Origin of the sequence: Streptomyces sp. Alt3 (genome assembly GCF_030719215.1) — a bacterium.
Taxonomy (GTDB): domain Bacteria; phylum Actinomycetota; class Actinomycetes; order Streptomycetales; family Streptomycetaceae; genus Streptomyces; species Streptomyces glycanivorans.
Genome location: NZ_CP120983.1, coordinates 5,184,914 through 5,207,054, shown reverse-complemented (window position 1 = coordinate 5,207,054; position 22,141 = coordinate 5,184,914). Strand labels below are relative to the sequence as shown.

Genomic DNA, 22,141 nt, shown 5'->3' with positions numbered 1-22,141 from the left:
GTCCGTCCTCGCTCACCTGTCGGGCCGGTCACCTGGGACGGCCGGCCGCGGCGGGACCTCCGCCCACCTGGCCATTATGGCCCTCAGCGGCAGTTGTCGGCCGCCTCGATGAGCCGGGCCGCCTGGTCGAGGGCGGCCCGCAGGACGGCCGGGTCGGTGACGGGGGTCTCCGCGGCGGGCGGCAGGAGCCAGCCACCTCCGACGGCGGGCGGCTCGGCGGGGATGCGCAGCCCACGGCCGTCCGTCCGCGTACAGGCGCTCCCGGGAACGTCCCATGCCTCCGCCGTGCCGGGCGGCACCAGGAAGCCGAGGACGGCGCAGGCCCCGTCGTGCAGGACCGGGCCGACCGGCTCGTTGTCCGCCGCCCTGCGCAGGATGTCCACGGCCTCCAGCCCCTGGCGCGCGGGGACGGTCACCAGGTCGCACGGCGTGGTTTCCGGGCCCATGTGAGGCAAGGGAACCCCTCCTCTTCGTCTCGCCGGGTCGGGGCCACGCCCCTTCTCCTCATGGACCAACGCGCCGACGGCGTCAACGGCTACGGCGGCACGCCGCCGCAAAGGGTGGCAGTTCATGGCAGATCAGGGGCGAGATGTCCGCTTTATAGGCAAACGCTGTGTGTGCGAGTCGTCACAGCAGGTACGTTCTTGCTCCGCCGGGACACCGGACGCAGGATCCCGGCGCACCAGAGAGGGCCCCGCCATGGTGTCGACACGGGCAGTTCCCAACCTCGTCTTCCGTCGGCTGCGCGGCCGGCGCTCCGCCGGGGAGTTCGCGGCCGCGGTCCGCCGGGCCGCCCGCGAGATCGGTGAACAGGTCGCGTGCGACGCCCGGTACATCGGGCGCGTGGAGTCCGGCGAGATCCGCTGTCCCAACTACGCCTACGAACGGGTGTTCCTGCACATGTTCCCCGGGACGAGCCTCTCGGACCTGGGCTTCTCGGACCGCGAGAGCGTGCGCGGCCGGGGGGCCCGCACGGCACCCGCCCCTCCGTCCACCACACCCCCCACGCTCGACAGCGACATCCACGAGGAGAGCGACGTGCTGCGTCGCGTGTTCATGACCGGCGGTACCGCCACGGTGGCCGCGTCCCTGGGGCTGGGCGGCCGTTCCGCCGCCGCCGGCCCCTCGCCGTCCCCGCCCAGCGCCGGGTGGGCGAGGCCGAGGTCAGCGCTGTGGAGAAGGCGGTACGCCGGATCCGGCTGCTGGACGACCGGCACGGCGCGGACGGCCTCTACCGGCAGGCCTCCCAGCCGCTGCGGGCCGCCTACGCCCTGCTCGACTCCGGGACGGCGACGCGGGGCAGCACGGCGGACCGGCTGCACGCGGGCGCCGGTGAGCTGGCGATCTCCGTGGGATGGCTGGCCCACGACTCGGGCCGTTTCGACGACGCCCGCTCCCATTACGCGGAGGCGCTGGCGACGGCGCGGCTGGCCGGGGACGCCGCGCTGGAGGCGCACGCGTTCTGCAACGCGTCGTTCCTGGCCCGTGACACCGGGCGGGCCCGCGAGGCGGTCCGTGCCGCGGAGGCCGGGCAGCGGGCGGCCCGGCCGCTCGGCTCACCGCGGCTGCTGGCGCTGCTGACACTGCGGGAGGCGGGGGCCCGGGCGTGGCTGGGCGACCGCACCGGGTGCGAGAAGGCGATCGGGCGTGCCCGTGCGGCCTTCGACCGCGGCGCGCGCGACTCCGACCCGGAGTGGATGTCCTTCTTCCGGGAGGCCGAGATGGAGCTGCTGGAGGCCCAGTGCTGGTCGGCGCTGGGTGACTGGGCGCGTGCGGCACGGCACGCGCTGCGCGCGACCCGTCTGCAGGACCCGCACTTCACCCGGAACCTCGCGCTGTACCGGGCGCAGCTCGCCTGCGACCTGGCGTGCGCGGGCACGGCCGACGAGGCCGCGGCGGCGGGGCACCAGGTGCTGGACCTGCTGGACCGGGTCCAGTCCTCCCGGATCCGCGGAATGCTGTCGAGCGCCGTGCGAGCGCTGCGGCCGAGGGGCGGGCCGGAGGTGACGGCCCTCCTGGCCCGCTACGAGGAACTGCCGCCCGGCGTCTGAGGTCCCGCCCCGCTCAGGGCCCGCCCCGGCGTCCGACGGACCCGCCCCGCTCGTGACGCCCCGGCGCCCGAGGGACCACCCGCCCGGTACCGCCCCGGCTCAGCGGTCGAGGTGCCCGGTGTCGTTCCAGCGTTCCAGCGCGGGGAGACCGTACGCCCAGCCCAGCACCGACAGGGATGTGGGTTCCAGCCGGATCCGCGCGGCGAAGGACACGTCCTCCCCCAGCCACCGCGCGCCCAGCACCCGCAGGATGTGCCCGTGGGCGAAGACCAGCACGTCGCGGTCGGCGGAACGCGCCCACTCGACGACCTCGTCGGCGCGGGCGGAGACCTCGGCGAGGGTCTCGCCCCCGGGGACGCCGTCGCGCCAGATGAGCCAGTCCGGCCGGTCCGCCTTGATCTGCGCGGGGGTCAGGCCCTCGTAGTCCCCGTAGTCGAACTCCATCAGCGCGTCCCAGGGCTCCGCCCGCTCGCCGAAGCCGGCGATGGCGCAGGTCTCCGAGGCCCGGACCAGCGGGCTGGTCCGCACCTCGACGCCCGGCAGGCCGCCCCAGGGCTCCCGGTGCAGCCGCTCGCCGAGCAGCTTGGCGCCCTCGCGGCCTGTGTCGAGGAGGGGGATGTCGGTCCTGCCGGTGTGATTGCCCTGGACGGACCACTGGGTCTGTCCGTGCCGGGCGAGCAGGATTCGCGGTGCCATGACGGCTCTCCCTGAAAATACGAAGATCCGAATAGGTGTGGACCCTAGGATCTGGTGGGTCCGGGACAGCGGTGTCCGGGACGGCGACGGAACGGCGAACGCGGGCGTCCGGCCGGAGGACCGGAGCGGGCTCGGGCCCCGCTCCATCATCCCGCACCCGTCGCACGAGCAACCCACGGGGCGTCGCAGGCGTCCCTCCGTGCGCATGACCTGGGACGCCCGCGGGGGAATGCCCCGCCGGAAATCGAGGCATACGACCACCGTACGGTTGAACGCCCGCCGTCGACCGAATGAACATGGGGAGAGCTGCCGGATGCCGCACGCCACCGCCGCGACACCGCCGTCCGGTCACCGGCCCCGCTGGTGGACGGAGCTTCCGCTGATCGCGGTGGTGTACGGCCTGTACTCGATGGGCCGGCTCCTGGTCCACGAGAACATACCGGCGGCCGTCGACAACGGTCTCGCGATACTCCGCCTGGAGAAGGCGCTGCACCTCAACGCCGAGCACCCTCTCAACCGGCTGCTGACGGCCAACCCCGCGCTCGGCATACCCGCCGACTTCGCGTACGCCTCCCTGCACTACCTGGTCACACCGGCCGTCCTGGTCTGGATCTTCCGGCGCCGCAGCGCCGCCTACCGGGCCGCCCGCACCTGGCTGATGACCTCCACACTCCTCGGGCTGGTCGGCTTCACTCTGATGCCGACCTGTCCGCCCCGGCTCCTCGACGCCCACCACGGCTTCGTCGACACGATGGCCCAGTACAGCTCCTACGGCTGGTGGGGCGCGGGAGCCAGCGCCCCGCGCGGCCTCAGCGGGATGACCAACCAGTACGCGGCGATGCCGAGCCTGCACGTCGGCTGGGCGGTCTGGTGCGGCGTCCTGCTGTGGCGCCACGGCCGTCATCCGCTCGTCCGCGCGGCGGGCGTCGCCTATCCGCTGATCACCGTCCTCGTCGTGATGGGGACCGCGAACCACTATTTCCTGGACGCCGTGGCCGGGGCCGCCGTGATGGCCGTGGGCGCCCTGCTGACCAGGCCGTTCATGCGGCTCGCGGACCGCGTCAAGGACCGGGTACGGATCGTGTTCGCACGGGTGCCCGCATCCGTCACCCCCGCGAAGTCCCCGATTGTCAGTGGCGGATGCAAGACTTCCGCGGGTGAGCGAATACCCGGCCAGCGGACCGCCTCCGCAGATTCCAGCGACGCGCGCACCCTCTCCCCAGCCGAGGCCGACGACGACGCTCCGGCAGCGGCTCGCTGAGCTGCGCGGCCCTTCCGTCGCGCCGCATCCGCTCGACGCGCGCGCGCTGGCCGCGCTCGCCGCCAACCCGGGATGCAAGCGGCGCGCCCTGCTCGACGGCGCGGGCGTCGACAAGGCCGGGCTGGCCACCGCGCTCGGCTCCCCCGCCGCGTTCGGCCAGTCCCAGTTCGCGTTCATCCGCGGGAACGCCTTCGAGGCGAAGGTCAAGGCCGACGGCGGCACCGAGCTGCTGCGCCTCCTCGTCGAACGGCTCGGCCACGGCGCCGAGGCACCCGCAGAGGCGAAGGTGCCCGATCTGACGGCCGCCGGCCCGGAGGGCCGCGCCGCGCGTACGGCGCTGGCGCTGCGCGAGGCCACGGCGGCGGGCGACTGGGCGCTGCTCGACCATCCGATGCTGGCCCTGGAGGTCGCGGGCTCACCCGCCTACCTGGAGCCCGACGCCGTGGTGGTGCACCCCGACGGCACCTGGACGGTCGTCGAGATCAAGTCGTTCCCCATGATCGACGGTTCCGCGGACGCGGCGAAGGTCGGTGCGGCGGCCCGCCAGTCCGCCGTCTACGTCCTGGCGCTGGAGCGGATCGCGGCGGTGACCGAGGGCGCCGAGGTCGGCCACCGGGTCCTGCTCGTCTGCCCGAAGGACTTCTCCAACCTGCCGACCGCCTCGGTCGTGGACGTGCGCAAGCAGCGCGCCGTGACCGACCGCCAGCTGACCAGGCTGACCCGCGTCGAGGACATCGCGGCGGCCCTGCCCGAGGGCACGACCTTCGCCCCGGACCGCTCCCCCGAGGAGCTCGGCACAGCGGTCGAGGCGGTACCCGCCGCATACGCCCCCGAGTGCCTGGCCGCGTGCGAGCTGGCCTTCCACTGCCGGGCGAAGGCCCGCGCGGAGGGCGCGGTGGGGTCGCTCGGCCGCAGTGTGCGGGGCGAGCTCGGAGGCCTGACGACGGTCGCCGGGGTGCTGGCCGCCGCAGCCGGCAAGGAGGGTGACCCGGCCGACCCGACGGTGGCCGCTCTGCGCAGGGCCGCCGCCCTGCGCGCCGAGGCCCTGGCCGCGGTGGGCGGCGGTGTCGCATGTCGCTGATCAGCACCCTCGCCCGGCTGGAGGCGGTCGACAGCGGACGGGCCCAGCCGCTGGCCACCGTGCGGCACCGGCATCTGGCCGACCGGCCGCTCGTGCTCGTGCCGCTGACGACCGCCGGTGAGGCCGGCGCCCCGCTCGGCGCGCTCGTGGGCACGGACCGCGCGGCGCCCCGGCTGCTCGCGGTGCCCCAGCCGCGCGACCGCGACCTCCGGTTCGCCTTCCTCGCCGAGCTGGCCGAGGCCGTGCTGCCGCACATCGAGTCCTGCGCCGACGACGTCGAGCCGGCTGAGCGCAACGAAGTGGATCCCGGGACCGGCAAGAAGGTCAAGGTCGAGGTGGAGCTGTGCGCGGACGCCGCCCAGCTGATCGTGCCCAGCAGGGCCGGCATCGACTTCGTACGCCTGCTCGGGCGGTCCATGCGGTTCCGGCGGACCGCCGAGGACGATCCGGACACCCCCTTCCCGGCTCCCGCCCGGGTGCCGCTGCTCGGCCGCTGGCTGACGCACTACGGGGAGCGGGCCAGAGTGCCGGGCAGCTCGCTGCTGCTCGCCACGACGGACCTGGTGAACCGCCACTGGGCGACCGGCCAGAGCAGCCTGGAGGACCAGCATCTCGGCGCGCTCCTCGCCTGGGTCGACCCGCACGGGGGATCCGGTGCGGAGGCGGCCCTCCGGGCGGAGCTGGAGCGGGACCGGGACGGTCAGCTCATCTGCCCGCCGGCCGGGCCGGCGACGGATCCGGCCTTCGACAACAAGCTGCTGGCGCCCGCGATCGAGCGGTACGACCGGGCGCGCTCGGCACTGGGCGCCGCGGAGGACGGCCTCGACGCGGACACCCGGCTCGGTGAGCTGAGCGGCGCCGAGCGGGAGATCAGGTCTCTGCTCGCGGGGGTGCTGCTGCCCACCTGGGACGCGGTGTGGCGGGGACTCGACCTGCTGCGGGAGCTGCCGGAGGGGACCCGGGCGCAGGACCGCTGGACCAGGGACCGCTGGTCGTTCACCGGGCACCGGGACCGGGTGCTGGCGGGCGAGCCGCCGCAGCCGCGCCGGGACGACGCGGTGACGGCGGCGCAGAAGCTCGCCTCGCGGGAGACGGCCCAGGCGCAGCTGGACGCCCAGGAGGCCCTCGACGATCCGCTGGTGCTGGCGGGGCGCAGGCTGGCGGGCGAGGCGTTCGTCGGGGAGGTGACGGAGGTGGAGATGGCGTACAGCGAGTCGAAGCGGCCCTCGCCCCGCCCCCTGGTCACCGTGCGGACGGAGGAACGCCCGCATCTCGGTGAGCGGACCAAGGTGTACCGCTCCCTGGAGGGCGATCCGGTCAGGTCGCAGACGGCGGAGTTCGTCGCGTACGCGACCGAGGAGACGGAGGACGGGGAGGAGGCGGTCGGTCTGGTGCTGCGGATCATGGACCGGATGGGCCGGGGCAAGGAGCCCGCGCCCGGTTCGGTGCCCGAGCCCGGCGACCGGATCGCCTGGACCCTGTTCGAGCACGACCAGCGCGGCGGCCCGAAGCTGCCCGATCCGGAGGACACCCCGTGGACCCACGGCGGCCCGCCGGGCGCCGCCGGCACGGCAACCGCCGAGCGGCCCGATCCCGTGACCGCGGAGGACCTCCTGTGACAGCCGTTCTCGATCCGGGTGCCGCGGCTGCGCGGGCGACCGACGCGATCCTCGGCGACACCCTGCGCGGTACGGCGCGCGGTGTCGTGGTGGACTCGCCGCCGGGCGCGGGCAAGTCGACGCTGGTGGTGCGGGCCGCACTGGAGCTGGCCGCGGCGGGCCGCCCGCTGATGGTGGTAGCGCAGACCAACGCCCAGGTGGACGACCTGGTGGTGCGGCTGGCCGAGAAGGCGCCCGATCTCCCGGTGGGCCGGCTGCACAGCAGCGACTCCGATCCGTACGACAAGGTCCTGGACGGTCTGGACAACGTCCGCACGTCGGCGAAGGCGGCCGATCTGGCGGGCCTGGACATCGTGATCTCCACGGCCGCCAAGTGGGCGCACGTGAAGAACGTGGAGCCGTGGGGCCACGCCATCGTCGACGAGGCGTACCAGATGCGGTCGGACGCGCTGCTGGCCGTGGCCGGGCTGTTCGAGCGCGCCCTGTTCGTCGGGGACCCGGGCCAGCTGGACCCGTTCTCGATCGTGGGCGCCGACCAGTGGGCCGGCCTCACGTACGACCCCTCGGCGAGTGCGGTCTCGACCCTGCTGGCGCACAATCCGGAACTGCCGCAGCACCGGCTGCCCGTGTCGTGGCGGCTCCCCGCGTCCGCCGCGCCGCTGGTCTCGGACGCGTTCTACCCGTACACGCCCTTCCGCAGCGGCACGGACCACGGTGACCGGCGGCTGTCGTTCGGCGTGCCCTCGGACGGTTCGGGGCCGGACCGGGTGCTGGACGAGGCGGCGGGGTCCGGCTGGGGGCTGCTGGAGCTCCCAGCCCGCCACACCCCCCGCACGGACCCGGAGGCGGTCCGGGCCGTGGCCCTGGTGGTGCGCAGGCTGCTGGACCGGGGTGGTGTCGCGACGAGCGAGCGCGGCCCCGACCCGGTTCCGGTGACGGCGGAGCGCGTCGCGGTCGGCACGGCCCACCGCGACCAGGCCGCCGCGGTGCGTGCGGCGCTCGCCGAGCTGGGTGTGACGGGCGTGGCGGTCGACACGGCGAACAGGCTCCAGGGCCGCGAGTTCGACGTGACGGTGGTCCTGCACCCGCTGTCGGGGCGCCCCGACGCCACGGCGTTCCATCTGGAGACGGGCCGCCTGTGCGTACTGGCCTCGCGGCACCGGCACGCGTGCGTCGTGGTGTGCCGCGCCGGGGTGGCCGACCTGTTGGACGAGCACCCGTCCACGGAGCCGGTGCAGCTGGGCGTGACGGTGAAGTTCCCCGACGGCTGGGAGGCGAATCACGCGGTCCTGTCCCACCTCGCCGAGCACCGCGTGCATTGGTCGCCCTGATCCTGGGCAGCGCTCTTGCGCCGGGCTGGACAATGGAAGGTGGCCGTCCGGCCGTACGAGAAGGGAAGACCACATGGCACAACCCGAGCGGAACGAGCGGCAGAGGCTGCGTCCGGCGCCGCTGCTCTTCGAGCCGTCGGAGGCGGCAGCCGACCCGGAGCACTTCTTCGACCTGGAGTCGATGGAGGACCCGAAGGAACTGCTGGCCCGCGCGACGGAGCTGACGCTCGCCTTCCGGGCGGCGACCGACCGGGCCGTGGAGTTCCAGGCCGTGGCAGCCGCCCAGCTCGCCGATCCGCGGCGCTTCGACCGGCTGACGGCCGCGGAGATAGCCGGGCGCGCGGAGTGGACCGAGGACTACGCCAAGAAGATGATCGAGTTCGGCCGGTCCCTGCTCGACGCCCCGGCACCCTGACCCGGCGCCGCAGGACGCGGGCCCTGACACGGGCGGGGCCCCGCCCGCCCCTCACGACGCAGCCCCGGGTGCCCCTCCGGCCCCACACGCCGCACGACCGTGCGTCCGTCACTGCGGGTACACCCCTGGCATATGCCGTCGGGCAAGATACTCCGTCGGCCCGTGCCCTGTCCGGCTTTCGGCAACTCTGCGGGACAGGAGCGTCACAGCCGGTAGACATGACGCCATGAGCGCCTGGCTGAACGACGAAACGACCCCGCGGACCGGCACCGGCACCGCCCCGCACCGCGGTGTCGACATCTTCGCCCTGCTGCGGGACCGTACCGGCCACCGGACCGACGACGGGGCCGCCCAGGTCACGGCGTCGGGAGCCGCGTGGCTGGCGGGCGCCTCCGCCCACCCCCGCAGCACGCTCTCGCAGTGGGAGGCCCGCCCCTGTGCACCCGGGGTGCTGCCGTGCGGCTCCGCGTTCGACGTGGTGAGCGTGCCGGCGCTGTTCGGCAGGCGCATGCTGGAGCGGCTCTGGGCGGAGGGGCCCGGATCGGGCCCGGTCGCCACGCACCGGGGCCGGATGCTGCTGTTCGCCTCCCCGGGGACGGCCCAGCGGCTGCCGTCCCTCCTGGCGTGGGAGGAGTGGGGCACCGGTCCCGCCGGCGGGCTCCACGGGCATGAGGGCTCCCTGCCGCCGGTGCTCTGCCACGGGACGGGGGACGCGGTCACCGTCCCGCCCCTGACCGGCGGCGCGGACGGCGGCGGGCCCCGCTGGGTGGTGGCCCCGGACACCCGTGACCCCTGGCTTCCGGGGCCGGACGTGCTGCTGTGGGCCTGCGTGCGGGTGGGCAGGTCGGCGGCCCCGTCGACCACCGGGAATTCGATTTTTCCTCCCGCCGATCCGGGTGCTAATGTCTACGACGTCACCAGGCGCCGTTAGCTCAGTTGGTTAGAGCAGCTGACTCTTAATCAGCGGGTCCGGGGTTCGAGTCCCTGACGGCGCACCGACGGAAGAAACCCCCTCGCGGAAGCGAGGGGGTTTCTTCGTGTGCGCGTCCGCCCAGGTCAGACGCCGGTGGTGACGCGGACGGTCCACGCTCCCGACCGGGTCCGGTCGGCGACCTCGATGCGGATGCGCTCGCCCGGCACGGTGTAGCGCTCCCCTTCCCGGAGGGGGGCGTCGGCGAGCGGCGGGTAGACCGACCGGTCCCAGCAGGCGTCCGATTCGGGGTGGGTGTCCAGCACCTCGACGGGGCCGCCGCCGGACGGCGTCGCGTTGCGGATGCGGTAGACGAGGACTCCCTCGGTGCAGGTCGCGCGGTCGTTGCCCGTGGCACTGCGGGCCTCGATGGCCAGGGCGCTGTCCGTGCCGGTCCTGACGACCGCGAGCCGGGTCCCGACGGACGCCCCGGGCAGGGGCACCTCGGCCATGGGCTGCAGGGTGAGGTCGGCCGATCCCTGCACGCACACGACCTCCTGGCCCTCCAGCCAGCCGAGCTTCCACTTGTGCCAGCCGAACAGGTCGGGCGACAGTCCGAACTGGCTGCCCATCACGTCCCAGTCACCGACGTAGGTGTCCCAGTCGCCCTTTCCGTCGTCCGGCCGGTGGTAGAGGTCGGCCAGGTCGAAGACGTGCCCGGTCTCGTGCGCGAGGACGTTGCGGTCCGGCGGGTGCTCCTCGAACACGGTGACCACGCGCCTGATGTCCGTACCGTCCGCGCGCACCGGCCGGTCGAAGTTGACGACCTTGGTGGCGTCGGAGTCGACGCCCGGGGCATCCGGGTCGGCGACCAGGTAGACGATGTCGTACGCGGAGAAGTCGGTCTGCTCGTCGGCGGCTCTGATCGCGTCGCGCAGATAGGCACCGCGGCGTTCCGAGTCCCAGTCGCGCTCTATGCCGTACCAGGTGGACGGGTGCGGCATGGCCGTCCACTGCCGCTGCGGGTGCGCGCGCAGGGTGAACTTCCCGTACGAGGCGCGCTGGAAGAAGTGGGTGGTGGAGGGGAAGTAGTCGGCGGCGAGCACCTCCGGGGGCACCACGGGCTCGGAGTCGGGGAACGAGAGGAAGACCATGACGGCGTCGAGGCCTCGTTCGGGGCGCGGGTAGGCACCGTTCCAGGTGTCGAGGCCGAGGGAGTGGTGCGCTCCGGTCCTGGGCAGCGCGCACGGTCCCGCGTCGCCCGAGGCCGCCACGGCCGGTCCGGCGACCAGCCCGGTGGCGGCGAGCGCCAGGAGGGAGGTGAGGGCAGCCGCCGCACTGCGCAGTCTCGGCCTCTCCGGTCCCCCGGGTCCGTGCTGACGCGGCACATCTACCTCCGGGTGGCGAATGCGGGGCTTGTTCCTCACCCTGTGCCGATTCGCCGGTCCACGCCCTGTTGTGCTGCCCCACACGGGTCAGTGGGGGCCCGGCCGGCCCATCCATGGACGGATGATCACATTCACAGACAGTCACATTTGCTCACGCGGAAATCCGAATGAACCAGATCGGCGCAAAAGCGATCACCTATCACCAAAATGCAGGAGTGCGTCTGTCCTGTGTGGGCACCGGGCAGACGTGGGCCATGCGCGTGCCAGGTGTCCGAAACGGCGGACGCGCTGGAACGGCCGGTGCGCCACCCTCTATGCTTCACCTCGCTTTCCTGCGTGGTTGCCGCCTCTGGGACGGCGTTCCACTCCACGCGCCTGCCCGGCCATACCTGTTCACGACGATCTGCACAGCGGGAGCGAGCGGTGAGCGGAACCGACGAGGGGCCGATGCCCCGAGCGGGCACGACCCCCGGCGCCGGGCCACCGGAGGTCACTCAGCGTGATCACCTGAGGCCGGGTCTGTCGGAGCTGCGCGACTACCGCGCCGCGTTCGCGGCGGCCGCCCTCCCGATGGCCGTCGTCGACCTCCGCGGCCAGGTCGTCACGCCGAACGACGCGCTGGCCGGGCTGCTCGGCACCGACCCGGCGTCCCTGACCGGCCGGCCCGCGGCAGACCTCGTCGGGCTCTCCTCGGACGGCCCCACCTGGCGGGCGTACAACGAGGTGCTGCGCGGCACCCGGCCCAGGCTCCGGTGCACCAGGCGGCTCAAGCACGCCGACGGCCGGCCGCTGTGGGCGGAGGTCACCGTCGTGCCGATGGGCAACCCGGCCGGCGGCGCGGAGCGGGTGCTGCTGTCCGTCGCCGACGTCAGCGACCGGCGTGAGCTGCGGGAGCGGCTGCGCCATCTGCGGATGCACGACCCCGTGACCCGGCTGCCGAACCGCACTCTGTTCTTCGAGCGGCTGGCGGGCGCCCTGGAGGCACCGGCTGCCGCGCAGGCGCCGGACACCCTGCCGCCCCAGGACGGGACGCCGCCGGCACCCGGCCGGATCGGCATCTGCTATCTGGACATCGACGGCTTCAAGGCGGTCAACGACACCCTGGGGCATCGCACCGGCGACCGGTTGCTGGCCGCCGTCGCCGGGCGGCTCACCGACTGCGCCGAGGCCGACGGGCACCGCACCGGCGGCCATCTGGTGGCACGCCTGGGTGGTGACGAGTTCGCCATCCTCGTCGAGGACTCGTCGGGGACGCATCAGCTCACGGAGCTCGCCCGTTCGGTCCTCGCCGCCCTCCAGCGGCCGTTCGAGGTGTCCGGACACCGGCTGTCGGTCTCCGCGTCGATCGGCGTGGTGGAGCGGTCGTCCGCCGGTACCTCGGCCACCGCCCTGATGCAGGCGGCGGACACCACGCTGTACTGGGCCAAGGCCGACGGCCGGGCCCGCTGGACCCTGTTCGATCCCGAGCGCAACGCCCACCGGATGACCCGGCAGGCGCTCTCCTCCACGCTCCTCCCGGCCGTCGAACGCGGGGAGTTCACGCTGGAGTACCAGCCGCTGGTCGGCATGGCGGACGAGATCGTACGAGGTGTGGAGGCCCTCGTCCGCTGGAACCACCCGCGGTTCGGGCTGCTGGCTCCCAGCCGGTTCGTCCCGATCGCCGAGGAGGACGGCACCATCGTCCAGCTCGGCCGCTGGGTACTGCGCACCGCCTGTCTACAGGCCCGCAGCTGGCAGCTCGAACACCCGGAGGATCCGGCGCTGTTCATCAGCGTCAATGTCGCCGTGCGACAGCTCTGGGACTCGGATCTGGTCGCCGACGTCGCGGAGATCCTGGCCGAGACCGGCCTGGAACCCGGTCTGCTACAACTGGAGCTGACCGAGTCGGCCGTCATGGGTTCCCCGGGCCGGCCGCTGCGGGTGCTCCAGGCACTCAGCGACATGGGCATCCGCATCGCGATCGACGACTTCGGTACGGGCTACTCCAACCTCGCCTACCTGAGCCTGGCTGCCCGTGTCCGTGCTCAAGCTCGACGGCTCCTTCGTGCGCGGGTTCCGCTACGAGGACGGCGCCCACCCCAGCCCGGCCGACGAGACGATCGTCGAGGCCATGGTGCAGCTGGCGCACCGCCTGGGCCTGACGGTCACCGCGGAGTGCGTGGAGACCTCGGGCCAGGCGGAACGGCTGCGACGGATCGGCTGCGACACCGGGCAGGGGTGGCTGTACTCACGTGCGGTGGCCCCGGAGCGGATCGCCGAACTGATCGGCGCCAGGCCTCCGGAGGGCTGACCGGGTCAGTCCACCCGGGGCAGACCGTAGGCGTCGGCGATGAGCTCGTACGAACGCAGCCGGGCCTCGCCACCGTGTGCGTTGGCCGTGATCATCAGCTCGTCCGCGCCGGTGCGCTTGGCCAGGTCGTCCAGGCCCGTGCGGACCTCGTCGGCCGTGCCGTGCACGATGTCCTTCAGCCAGCCGTCGACGAACTCGCGCTCCATGGGGCTGAAGTCGTGCGCCTCCGCCTCCTCCGGGCTCGGCACGAGACCCGGGCGTCCGGTGCGCAGCCGGACCATGGACAGGGCACCGGTGAGCACCTGGCGCCTGGCCTCGCGCTCGTCGTCGGCGGCCAGTGCCGCGACCCCGATGAGTGCGTAGGGGGCGTCGAGTACCGCGGAGGGCTTGAAGGACTCCCGGTACAGGTCCAGGGCCGGCACCGTGTTGCGGGCCGAGAAGTGGTGGGCGAAGGCGAACGGCAGTCCGAGGACACCGGCCAGCCGGGCGCTGAAGCCGGAGGAGCCCAGCAGCCAGACGGGCGGGCGCGCGGGCGACTGGACGCCGCCGGGCGAGGTGGCCTGCACGGGTCCGGGGACGGCGTGGATGCGGGCGTAGGGGTGCCCGTCCGGGAAGTCGTCGTCCAGGAAGCGGGTCAGCTCGGCCAGCTGCTGCGGGAAGTCGTCGGCGCCCTCGTTCAGCCGGTCCGTGCGGCGCAGGGCGGCGGCGGTGGCGCCGTCCGTGCCGGGGGCCCGGCCGAGGCCGAGGTCGACGCGGCCGGGGGCCATCGCCTCCAGGGTCCCGAACTGCTCGGCGATCACCAGCGGGGCGTGGTTGGGCAGCATCACGCCGCCGGAGCCGAGCCTGATGCGCTCGGTGTGGGCGGCCAGGTGCGCGAGGATCACGGCTGGGGACGAGGAGGCCACACCGGGCATGGAGTGGTGCTCGGCCACCCAGAAGCGGTGGAAACCGCGGCTCTCGGCAAGCTTGGCGATGTCCACGCTGGTGCGCAGGGCCTGGGTGGCCGTGCGGCCCTGGCCCACGGTCACCAGGTCGAGCACGGAGAGGGGCACGGAGGCCGTACCGCCCTTCGTGCCGCGAATCTGGTCGCCTCGGTTCTCGTCCACGTGTTCGGCCTCTCCGGTGCTACGTCTGTGTACCGGAGATTGCAAACAGGAGGATGGCTCCGCTTATTCCCGCACCTCGATGCCCCGGGGCTCGGAGGCGCCCAGCGGGGGCTCCCGGGTGGCGAAGAGCGTGCCGAGGGTGGGTGCCCAGATGCGGCGTTCGGCCAGCCGGAGGCCTTCCCAGACGGCCACCTGGTTGGCGGTGAGCACCGGCTTGCCGAGGAGTTCCTCCAGCTCGGGGACGTACGCGGCGGTGTGCAGGGCGTTGTCGGGGAGCAGGACCACCTCGGCGTCCGGGTGGTCGCCGGCCACGGCGAGCTCCTTCACGAGCTCCACGTCCGCGGCGGCGGCGTCGGACGCCCCGATGATGCCGCTGCCCCGGGTGGCGGTGACCTCGACGCCTCCGGACTCCAGGAAGCCGGCGAAGAGCGCGGCGATGTCCTCGGAGTAGGTGGCGGCGACCGCGACGCGGGAGGCGCCCAGCTCGCGCACGGCCTGGACGAACGCGACGGACGAGCTGGACGCGGGGAGCCCTGCGGCCCTGGCCAGCGCCGCCGCCTGCTCGTGCGCCCCGTCCCAGCCGTAGGCGAAGCTGCCGCCCGAGCAGGCCCAGACCAGCGACTCGGCACCCGCCATGCGCAGTTCCTCGACACCGGCGCTCAGACGGTCGGGCGCGCCCGCCTCGCGGAGGTTCTCGACCCTGCGGGCGTCCTCGTCGATGTCGGTGTGGAAGAGCGGCACTCTGATGTCGCTGTCGAGCATGACCTCGATCCGCGGGAAGTCGTCCTCCGCGGCATGGCCCGGGTAGAGAAGTCCTACGGTCGTCATGTCCATCCTTCCCCTGCGTTCCGGATGTCCCGCGGGCGCTCGCGCCACCGCTGCCCCTGCTGGGACAAGTATTCCCCTTCCGGCCCCCTGCCGTCGCCCGCAACGGGCGTGACCTGCGGTTTCTCCCACGGGGTGGAGGCCCTGTTGACGGGCGTGTGCCCCGGTGCGAGCGTGGTCATTCCTGATGACCGCTCCTGTGATCCTCGTCCTGGACACCGACCCGCCGCCGCGCCTGGGCCGGCTGGCCGGCCGGGCCGTCGTCCGGTACGCCGACGGGCGGACGCTTGCCGGGCTGCTGCCCGGGGCGGACGTGCTGCTGGTCTGGGACTTCACCTCCGACGCGGTCCGCGAGGCCTGGCCCGGCGACGGTCCCCGTCCCCGCTGGGTGCACACCGCGAGTGCCGGGGTGGACCGGCTCCTCTGTCCCGAGCTGGCCGCCTCCCCCACCGTCGTCACCAACGCCCGGGGCGTATTCGAGCTGCCGATCGCCGAGTACGTCGCGGGGCTGGTGCTCGCCTTCGCGAAGGACCTCCCCCGCACGCTGGAACTCCAGCGGCAGCACCGGTGGGGCCACCGGGAGACCCGGGGGCTCGCCGGCACCCGCGCCGTGGTGGTCGGGGCGGGCCCCGTCGGCCGGGAGATCATGCGGCTGCTGAACGCCCTCGGCGTCCAGGTGGCACTCGTCGGTCGGACGGCGCGGCGCACGATCCACGGCGTGGAGGACCTGGACCGGCTGGCGGCGGGAGCGGACTGGGTGATCGGCGCGGCCCCGCTGACGGACGCGACGCGCGGCATGTTCGACGCCCGCTTCTTCGGGCTCCTCCAGCCCTCCGCGCACTTCGTCAACGTGGGGCGCGGCGCGCTCACCGTCGAGGAGGACCTGGCCGAGGCCCTGCGCCGGCGGTGGATCGCGGGCGCCGCGCTCGACGTGTTCCAGGAGGAGCCGCTGGGCTCCCGCAGCCCTCTCTGGGAGGTGCCCCGCCTGCTGGTCTCCCCGCACATGAGCGGCGACACGGCCGGCTGGCGCGACCGGCTGGGCGAGCAGTTCGTCTCGATGTACGAACTCTGGTCATCCGGGGAGCCCTTGCCCAACGTGGTGGACATAAGGCGTGGTTACGTACCTTCCACCGATATCCCGGACTGATGATCGGACATAACGGGTAGTCATGAAAGCGGACCGGTCCGGGAATACACCCTGCGACCCGGCCGTCGCCCTCCGCCCATGACGAGACACGGGAAGGTCACCCTCCGGCCACCGTTCGGTTACATGGCAGCGCTTGCTGCATAGGCGTCCCGGATCGGGCAGGTGCTCACCCTGTCCGGACCGTTCGACACCCCGATTTCTCCAGGAGATTGCGAACCATGGCTGACTTCCCTCACCTGTCCCGTCGAGGCTTCCTCAATCGATCCGCGGCTGTCGGAGGTCTGCTCGTCGTTCCCGGCCTGCTCTCCGCGTGCAGCAAGACCGACGCCGGCGCCGCGGACGGTGAGGGCGCGCTCGACAAGCTCCGCAAGCAGGGCTTCGTCAGGGTCGCCTACGCCAACGAGGCCCCGTACGGCTACATGGAGGGCAAGGAGCTCAAGGGTGAGGCCCCCACACTGCACCGGGAGATATTCAAGGCCCTCGGCGTCGACGAGCTGAAGCCCACGCTCTCGGAGTGGGACGGCCTGATCCCCGGCCTCCAGGCAGGCAAGTACGACGTGGTCAGCGCGGGCATGGCGATCACACCCGAGCGGTGCGCCAACGCCCTCTTCTCGGAGCCGGAGTTCATCTCCCCCACCGCCCTGATGGTGAAGAAGGGCAACCCGAAGAAGGTCACCGACCTGGCGTCCGCGAAGGCGGCGGGGATCACCGTCGGCGTGATGTCCGGTGCGGTCGAGGGCTCGTACGCCAAGGGCGCGGGCATCGCCGAGGGGAAGATCAAGACGCTGCAGAAGCCCCAGGACGGCGCGGACGCCGTCAAGGGCGGCCGGATCGACGCCTTCCTGCTCACCGGTATCTCGCTGCGCTGGCTCGCGAAGACCAACCCGGACACCGAGGTCACCGAGGCGTTCGTCCCCGAGCTGGACGGCAAGCAGCAGTTCTCCCCGGGCGGCGCGGTCTTCCGCCAGGGCAACGAGGACCTGCGCGACTCCTTCAACCGGGAGCTCAAGAAGATCGTCTCGGACAGGTCGCGTTACGTCGGACTGCTCCAGGACTACGGCTTCGGCGCCACCGAGATCCCGCCGGCCACACTCAAGACGGCCGACCTGTGCAAGGGCTGACAAGGGCGGACCACACCGTATGAGCGACTTCTTCTCCACGCTTCTCGACGAACTGCCCCAGGTCGGCGCCGGCCTGTGGGTGACGGTCCAGGCCACCGTCCTGGGCTCCCTGCTGGCCCTGCTCCTGTCGTTCACCCTGGGCCTGGCGGCCGGAAGCGGGCTGCTGCTGGTGCGCGGGGTCTCCCGGACCGTCGTGGAGTTCTTCCGCGGCACCTCGCTGTACATCCAGCTGTTCTGGCTCTACTACGCCATGCCCCAGCTGACGGGCTACGAACTGACCCCGCTGCTCTGCGGTGTCGTCGCGTTCGGCCTGAACTACGGGGCGTACGGCTCCGAGATCGTGCGCGGCGCGATCAACTCCGTGCCCCGCGCCCAGTACGAGGCGGCGGTGGCGCTGAACATGACGCCGCTGCACCGGATGCGGAAGGTGATCCTGCCGCAGGCCTGGGTGCAGATGATCCCGCCCTTCACCAACCTGCTGATCCAGCTGCTGAAGTGCACACCGCTGCTGTGGCTGATCTCCGCCGCCGACTTCATGACCACGATCGAGCACATCCGCAGCCTCACCGGTGAGACCCTCACCGCGTATCTGCTGCTGCTGGCCGTGTACTTCGTGCTCGCCTACACGCTGACCCTGCTGATGAACCTGCTGGAGCGGTCGGCCAAGCGCCGGCTCGGCCTCCACACCGGCGGGCGCAGCCTGCTCAGGACCCGCACGGCTGAAGCCGTCACCACCACCGGAGGTACCCGGTGAACCAGACGTTCGACTGGGACGCCGCCGGCGACGCCCTCCCCCTGCTGCTCGAAGGATTCCGGGTCACCCTGCTCGCCACCGTGCTCGGCACGCTCGTGGCGGCGGTGCTCGGGCTCGCCATCGCGGTGGCCGGCCGCGCGCCCTCCCGGTTCGTGACGGTGCCGGTGAAGGCGGTGATGGAGTTCGTGCGCGCCACCCCGCTGCTCGTCCAGCTGGTCGGCGCGGCGGCCCTCTTCACCTCCGTCGAGCCGCTGACGATCGGCATCGTGGTCCTGGGCATCCACTACGCCACCTACACCTCCGAGGTGTACAGGGCCGGGATCGACGGCGTACCGAAGGGCCAGTGGGAGGCCTGCCGGGCACTCTCGATGTCGCCCCGCCGGACGTGGCAGGCGGTCATCCTGCCGCAGGCGGTGCGCAACGTACTTCCGGCCCTCGGCAACTACGCGATCTCGATGTTCAAGGAGACCCCGTTCCTCGCCGTGATCACGGTGCACGAGATGGTCTTCGAGGCCCGCAGTTACGGCGCCGACCACTTCGCCTACACCGAGGCATTCACACTCGCCGGACTGGTCTTCCTGGTCGCGAGCTACCCCACGTCGCTGCTGATGAGAAAGCTGGAGAAGCGCCTTGGCCACTGAACCCGCCCCCCTGGAGAAGATCGCCGACGCGGCCGGGGATCCCCTGCTCACCGGTGTCGAGCCGCTCGTCCGGTTCGACAGGGTCGTCAAGCGCTACGGCGACCACGTGGTCCTGGACGAGCTGGACTTCAGCGTGCGGCGCGGCGAGCACGTCACCCTGATCGGGCCCAGCGGCTCGGGCAAGACCACCATCCTGCGGCTGCTGATGACGCTGGAGAAGGTCAGCGACGGCGTGATCTGGGTGGACGGTTCACCCCTCTCGCACGTACGCAGGCCGGACGGTTCGCTGAAACCCGCGGGCGAGAAGGAGCTGCGCGAGTCCCGGAAGAAGATCGGGATGGTCTTCCAGCAGTTCAATCTCTTCCCGAACATGAAGGTCCTCCAGAACATCACCGAGGCACCGGTCAACGTCCTCGGCATGGACAAGGACGAGGCCGAGTCGCGGGCCCGGGAACTGCTCGACCTGGTCGGGCTCTCCGGGAAGGTCGACGCCCACCCCTCCCAGCTCTCCGGCGGCCAGCAGCAGCGCGTCGCCATCGCCCGCGCGCTGGCCATGCGGCCGGAGATCCTGCTGCTCGACGAGGTGACGTCGGCGCTGGACCCCGAACTCGTGGCCGGGGTGCTGGACCTGCTGGGCGACATCGCCAGGACCACCGACATCACGATGCTCTGCGTGACCCACGAGATGAACTTCGCCCGGGACGTGTCGGAGACGGTCCTGATGTTCGACGCGGGGCGGGTCGTGGAGTCCGGTTCGCCGGAAAAAATATTCACCGACCCCGAACACGAACGTACGCGCGAGTTCCTCAACGCGGTGCTGTGACCTTGCCTTTGACATACCGCTCATGACGTTGGCATATGCCAAGCGGGTGCGCCCCTGCTGACCGGGCCGGGGCGCACCGCCAACTCCGCTACAGGGCCTGTAATTCGGCCATTTGGCGACTATCGTGGGTCGTGAGCTTGCGGTCACAACCTGGTAGAGGCCCTGGAGGGGGAACCGTGGCGTTGAAGCCCGAGCCGAAGGCGCCATTCCTTTCGGTGCAGTACGCCCTGCGGGTGCTGGAGTCGGTGTCCACGCACGGCGACGGGGTGACGGCGGCCCGCATCTCCCGGGAGACCGGCCTGCCCGCCGGGCATCTCGCCCCTCTGCTGCTGACACTGCGCCGCGAGGAATACGTCGAGCAGATCGCCGACGGCGCGTACGTCGTCGGGCCCTCGCTCCTGGAGCTGGGCTCCGGCACCGCACGCAGGCGGGCCCTGGAGGCGAAGCTCCAGCAGACGCTGGTGCAGCTGCGGGACTCGGTCGGCGCGGCGGTCTACGTCAGCCGCTACGTGGACGGGGAGATCCGGATCACGCAGGTCGCCGACGGCCCGCGCACGCCCGCCGTCAACGAGTGGGTCGACTTCCGCTCGGCGGCCCACGCCAGCGCGATCGGCAAGTGCCTGCTGACACAGCTCGACCAGAACGGCCGCCGCGACCACATGGCCCGGCACCGGATCGCACGGCTGACCTCCCGGACGATCACGAGCGAGAAGGTGCTCTTCTCGAAGCTGGACAGCCAGCCGGCGACGGTTCCGGTGCTCGACCTCCAGGAGTACGCCGTGGGCACGGTGTGCGCGGCGGTCCCGCTGACGGCGGGCTCGTCGGCCGGGTGCCTGGCGCTGTCCCTGCCGATCGAGCACGCGCACCGGCTGCGCGCCGCCGCGGACACCCTGAACCGGCGCGCGGCGCCGGTGCTGCTGTCGCTGGCGCTCTGACGCGGGACCAGGGGCGAGGCGTTCCGGGTGACCGGAACGCCTCGCCCCTGGTCCCCGCCGGGAAGGGCGCCCTCCTGTCAGAGGGAAAGCCAGACCGCCGTGTCCGGGGGCACAGCGCCGTCCGGGAGCGGGCCGCTGGCGAGCAGGACCCGCGCGCCCTCCGGTAGCGGCACCGCCGTCGCCGACGCGTTGAGCAGGCAGCGGAAGCCGTCCTCCCGGTCGAAGCACACCGTCCCGGGCTGTGCGTCCACCCAGGTCAGCGACTCCGCCATGCCGGCCAGGCGGTCCCGGCGCAGGGCCAGCGCGGAGCGGTAGAGGCTCAGGAAGGACTCCGGGTCGGTCTGCTGGGACGCCACGCTCAGTTCGGACCAGGCCGCCGGCTGCGGGAGCCAGGGGGTCGCCCCGGACGCCTCGGATGCCTCGGGCGAGAAGCCCAGCGAGGGCCCGGACCCGCTCCACGGCAACGGCACCCGGCACCCGTCCCGCCCCCGGTCCGTCCCGCCCGACCGCACGTAGGTGGGGTCCTGGATCAGGTGGTCGGGCAGGTCCTGCACCTCGGGCAGGCCCAGTTCGTCACCCTGGTACACGTACACCCCGCCCGGCAGGGACAGCGTCAGCAGCGCGGCCGCCCTGGCCCGGCGGCGGCCGAGCACCGGATCGCTCGGGTCGAGCAGCCGCTTGTCACCCATGTCGAAGGAGGTGTCCTCCCGTCCGTACCGTGTGACGTGGCGGATGGTGTCGTGGTTGGAGAGCACCCAGGTGGGCGGAGCCCCCACCGGAGCATGCCCGGCCAGGGTCTCCTCGATGACCCGGCGCAGCGCGTCGGCCTCCCACGCGCAGCACAGGAAGTCGAAGTTGAACGCCGAGTGCAGCTCGTCGGGGCGCAGATAACGTGCCGACTGCTCAGGGGTCGGCAGCCAGACCTCACCGACGAAGGTGCGCTCGCCGTCGTAGGAGTCGAGAATCTTGCGCCATGAGCGGTAGATGTCGTGCACCGCGTCGCAGTCCTGGTAGGGGAGGTCCGTGATGTCCGGGTCCGGACCGACGTCGGGCAGGCCGGGCTTCTTCGCCAGGCCGTGGGCGACGTCGATACGGAAGCCGTCGACACCCCGGTCCAGCCAGAAGCGCAGGACGTCCTCGAACTCGGCACGGACCTCGGGGTGCTCCCAGTTCAGGTCGGGCTGTTCGGGCGCGAACATGTGCAGGTACCAGGGCCCGGCGCTTCCGTCGGCCTCGGTCACCCGGGTCCACGCGCTGCCGCCGAAGTAGGAGGTCCAGTCGTTGGGGGGCAGTTCGCCCGCCTCCCCCTTCCCGGGGACGAACCAGAAGCGTTCGCGCTCGGGGGATCCGGGCCCCGCGGCAAGCGCCTCACGGAACCAGACGTGCTGGTCGGAACAGTGGTTGGGCACCAGGTCGATCAGGACCCGCAGACCGTGCTCGTGCGCCCGGGTGATGAGTTCCTCGGCCTCTGCGAGGGTGCCGAACAGCGGGTCGACGTCGCGGTAGTCCGCCACGTCGTAGCCGCCGTCGGCCATGGGTGAGGTGTACCAGGGGTTGAACCACAGGGCGTCGACGCCGAGCTCCCGCAGGTACGGGAGGCGGCTGCGGACCCCGGCGAGATCACCGGTGCCGTCCCCGTCACCGTCCGCGAAACTGCGTACGTAGATCTGGTAGATCGCGGCGTGCCGCCACCAGTGGGTGGTCACTGAAGCTCCTTGCTCTGTTTGTATGTGGTGGTGCGGGCCCG

General features: G+C 72.5%; 19 protein-coding genes, 1 tRNA gene and 1 pseudogene. 15 read left to right on the top strand and 6 right to left on the bottom strand.

Going from position 1 to position 22,141, the window contains the following annotated elements; all coding sequences use genetic code 11:
* Window positions 1-83: 83 nt before the first annotated feature.
* Window positions 84-446, bottom strand: coding sequence for a hypothetical protein (locus tag P8A20_RS22995; protein WP_187282212.1), 363 nt, complete (start codon window positions 444-446; stop codon window positions 84-86).
* Between the two features lie 372 nt (window positions 447-818).
* On the opposite strand from P8A20_RS22995, the gene P8A20_RS22990 reads away from it, so the two are divergent.
* Window positions 819-2,051 (top strand): NsdA family TPR-like regulatory protein, encoded by a 1,233-nt coding sequence (locus P8A20_RS22990; RefSeq protein ID WP_511104022.1) that lies wholly within the window; start codon window positions 819-821, stop codon window positions 2,049-2,051.
* A gap of 99 nt (window positions 2,052-2,150) precedes the next feature.
* Here the strand turns inward: P8A20_RS22990 and P8A20_RS22985 are convergent, their stop codons facing one another.
* The gene (locus P8A20_RS22985) at window positions 2,151-2,747 is read right to left on the bottom strand and encodes a histidine phosphatase family protein (protein ID WP_306104168.1); all 597 of its coding nucleotides are present in this window, start codon (window positions 2,745-2,747) and stop codon (window positions 2,151-2,153) included.
* Window positions 2,748-3,060: 313 nt separating this feature from the next.
* On the opposite strand from P8A20_RS22985, the gene P8A20_RS22980 reads away from it, so the two are divergent.
* From P8A20_RS22980 to P8A20_RS22950, 7 genes are all read left to right on the top strand, one after another.
* Window positions 3,061-4,008: a phosphatase PAP2 family protein gene (locus P8A20_RS22980; RefSeq protein WP_306104167.1), complete on the top strand. Its 948-nt coding sequence runs from the start codon at window positions 3,061-3,063 to the stop codon at window positions 4,006-4,008.
* Window positions 3,905-5,089: a hypothetical protein gene (locus tag P8A20_RS22975; protein WP_306104166.1), complete on the top strand. Its 1,185-nt coding sequence runs from the start codon at window positions 3,905-3,907 to the stop codon at window positions 5,087-5,089. The genes P8A20_RS22980 and P8A20_RS22975 overlap by 104 nt, the downstream gene beginning before the upstream one ends.
* Window positions 5,080-6,708 (top strand): hypothetical protein, encoded by a 1,629-nt coding sequence (locus P8A20_RS22970; protein ID WP_147963580.1) that lies wholly within the window; start codon window positions 5,080-5,082, stop codon window positions 6,706-6,708. Before P8A20_RS22975 ends, P8A20_RS22970 begins: the two co-directional genes overlap by 10 nt.
* Window positions 6,705-8,039, top strand: coding sequence for an AAA domain-containing protein (locus P8A20_RS22965; protein ID WP_306104165.1), 1,335 nt, complete (start codon window positions 6,705-6,707; stop codon window positions 8,037-8,039). Before P8A20_RS22970 ends, P8A20_RS22965 begins: the two co-directional genes overlap by 4 nt.
* A gap of 73 nt (window positions 8,040-8,112) precedes the next feature.
* Window positions 8,113-8,454 carry a DUF8844 domain-containing protein gene (locus tag P8A20_RS22960; RefSeq protein ID WP_147963581.1) on the top strand — a complete coding sequence of 114 codons (342 nt, stop codon included), beginning with the start codon at window positions 8,113-8,115 and terminating at the stop codon, window positions 8,452-8,454.
* Window positions 8,455-8,680: 226 nt separating this feature from the next.
* Complete coding sequence (locus tag P8A20_RS22955) at window positions 8,681-9,385, top strand: hypothetical protein (protein WP_147963582.1); 705 nt, start codon at window positions 8,681-8,683, stop codon at window positions 9,383-9,385.
* A tRNA-Lys gene (locus tag P8A20_RS22950) sits at window positions 9,376-9,449 on the top strand. The genes P8A20_RS22955 and P8A20_RS22950 overlap by 10 nt, the downstream gene beginning before the upstream one ends.
* 61 nt (window positions 9,450-9,510) lie before the next feature.
* Here P8A20_RS22950 and P8A20_RS22945 read toward each other — a convergent pair.
* Window positions 9,511-10,752, bottom strand: a complete 1,242-nt coding sequence (locus P8A20_RS22945) for a M6 family metalloprotease domain-containing protein (protein ID WP_147963583.1) — start codon at window positions 10,750-10,752, stop codon at window positions 9,511-9,513.
* Between the two features lie 423 nt (window positions 10,753-11,175).
* On the opposite strand from P8A20_RS22945, the pseudogene P8A20_RS22940 reads away from it, so the two are divergent.
* A pseudogene (locus P8A20_RS22940) lies at window positions 11,176-13,042 on the top strand (putative bifunctional diguanylate cyclase/phosphodiesterase).
* Between the two features lie 5 nt (window positions 13,043-13,047).
* Here P8A20_RS22940 and P8A20_RS22935 read toward each other — a convergent pair.
* Together P8A20_RS22935 and P8A20_RS22930 are read right to left on the bottom strand one after the other, a co-directional pair.
* Window positions 13,048-14,148 (bottom strand): LLM class flavin-dependent oxidoreductase, encoded by a 1,101-nt coding sequence (locus P8A20_RS22935; protein WP_147963585.1) that lies wholly within the window; start codon window positions 14,146-14,148, stop codon window positions 13,048-13,050.
* 63 nt (window positions 14,149-14,211) lie between these two features.
* A complete protein-coding gene (locus tag P8A20_RS22930; RefSeq protein ID WP_306104164.1) occupies window positions 14,212-14,976 on the bottom strand; it encodes a maleate cis-trans isomerase family protein in 765 nt (254 codons plus the stop codon).
* A gap of 184 nt (window positions 14,977-15,160) precedes the next feature.
* Between P8A20_RS22930 and P8A20_RS22925 the strand changes: the two genes are divergently transcribed.
* From P8A20_RS22925 to P8A20_RS22900, 6 genes are all read left to right on the top strand, one after another.
* Entirely contained in the window at window positions 15,161-16,120 is a 960-nt protein-coding gene (locus P8A20_RS22925; RefSeq protein ID WP_147963588.1) for a D-2-hydroxyacid dehydrogenase, read from the top strand.
* 218 nt (window positions 16,121-16,338) lie between these two features.
* Complete coding sequence (gene ehuB / locus P8A20_RS22920) at window positions 16,339-17,241, top strand: ectoine/hydroxyectoine ABC transporter substrate-binding protein EhuB (RefSeq protein ID WP_147963589.1); 903 nt, start codon at window positions 16,339-16,341, stop codon at window positions 17,239-17,241.
* A gap of 19 nt (window positions 17,242-17,260) precedes the next feature.
* Window positions 17,261-17,995: an ectoine/hydroxyectoine ABC transporter permease subunit EhuC gene (gene ehuC, locus P8A20_RS22915; RefSeq protein ID WP_147963590.1), complete on the top strand. Its 735-nt coding sequence runs from the start codon at window positions 17,261-17,263 to the stop codon at window positions 17,993-17,995.
* Window positions 17,992-18,636, top strand: a complete 645-nt coding sequence (gene ehuD / locus P8A20_RS22910; protein WP_147963591.1) for an ectoine/hydroxyectoine ABC transporter permease subunit EhuD — start codon at window positions 17,992-17,994, stop codon at window positions 18,634-18,636. Before ehuC ends, ehuD begins: the two co-directional genes overlap by 4 nt.
* Window positions 18,626-19,459 (top strand): ectoine/hydroxyectoine ABC transporter ATP-binding protein EhuA, encoded by an 834-nt coding sequence (gene ehuA, locus P8A20_RS22905; protein ID WP_147963592.1) that lies wholly within the window; start codon window positions 18,626-18,628, stop codon window positions 19,457-19,459. The genes ehuD and ehuA overlap by 11 nt, the downstream gene beginning before the upstream one ends.
* Window positions 19,460-19,635: 176 nt before the next feature.
* A complete protein-coding gene (locus P8A20_RS22900) occupies window positions 19,636-20,394 on the top strand; it encodes an IclR family transcriptional regulator (protein WP_147963593.1) in 759 nt (252 codons plus the stop codon).
* Window positions 20,395-20,471: 77 nt separating this feature from the next.
* Here the strand turns inward: P8A20_RS22900 and P8A20_RS22895 are convergent, their stop codons facing one another.
* Window positions 20,472-22,100, bottom strand: a complete 1,629-nt coding sequence (locus P8A20_RS22895; RefSeq protein WP_306104163.1) for a glycoside hydrolase family 13 protein — start codon at window positions 22,098-22,100, stop codon at window positions 20,472-20,474.
* Window positions 22,101-22,141: the final 41 nt, after the last annotated feature.

Coding starts and splice junctions, on each gene's coding strand:
- ehuB (WP_147963589.1), top strand. CDS start 16,339: ATGGCTGACTTCCCTCACCTGTCCCGTCGAGGCTTCCTCAATCGATCC.
- P8A20_RS22970 (WP_147963580.1), top strand. CDS start 5,080: ATGTCGCTGATCAGCACCCTCGCCCGGCTGGAGGCGGTCGACAGCGGA.
- P8A20_RS22960 (WP_147963581.1), top strand. CDS start 8,113: ATGGCACAACCCGAGCGGAACGAGCGGCAGAGGCTGCGTCCGGCGCCG.
- P8A20_RS22985 (WP_306104168.1), bottom strand. CDS start 2,747: ATGGCACCGCGAATCCTGCTCGCCCGGCACGGACAGACCCAGTGGTCC.
- P8A20_RS22980 (WP_306104167.1), top strand. CDS start 3,061: ATGCCGCACGCCACCGCCGCGACACCGCCGTCCGGTCACCGGCCCCGC.
- P8A20_RS22995 (WP_187282212.1), bottom strand. CDS start 446: ATGGGCCCGGAAACCACGCCGTGCGACCTGGTGACCGTCCCCGCGCGC.
- ehuC (WP_147963590.1), top strand. CDS start 17,261: ATGAGCGACTTCTTCTCCACGCTTCTCGACGAACTGCCCCAGGTCGGC.
- P8A20_RS22955 (WP_147963582.1), top strand. CDS start 8,681: ATGAGCGCCTGGCTGAACGACGAAACGACCCCGCGGACCGGCACCGGC.
- P8A20_RS22925 (WP_147963588.1), top strand. CDS start 15,161: ATGACCGCTCCTGTGATCCTCGTCCTGGACACCGACCCGCCGCCGCGC.
- P8A20_RS22930 (WP_306104164.1), bottom strand. CDS start 14,976: ATGACGACCGTAGGACTTCTCTACCCGGGCCATGCCGCGGAGGACGAC.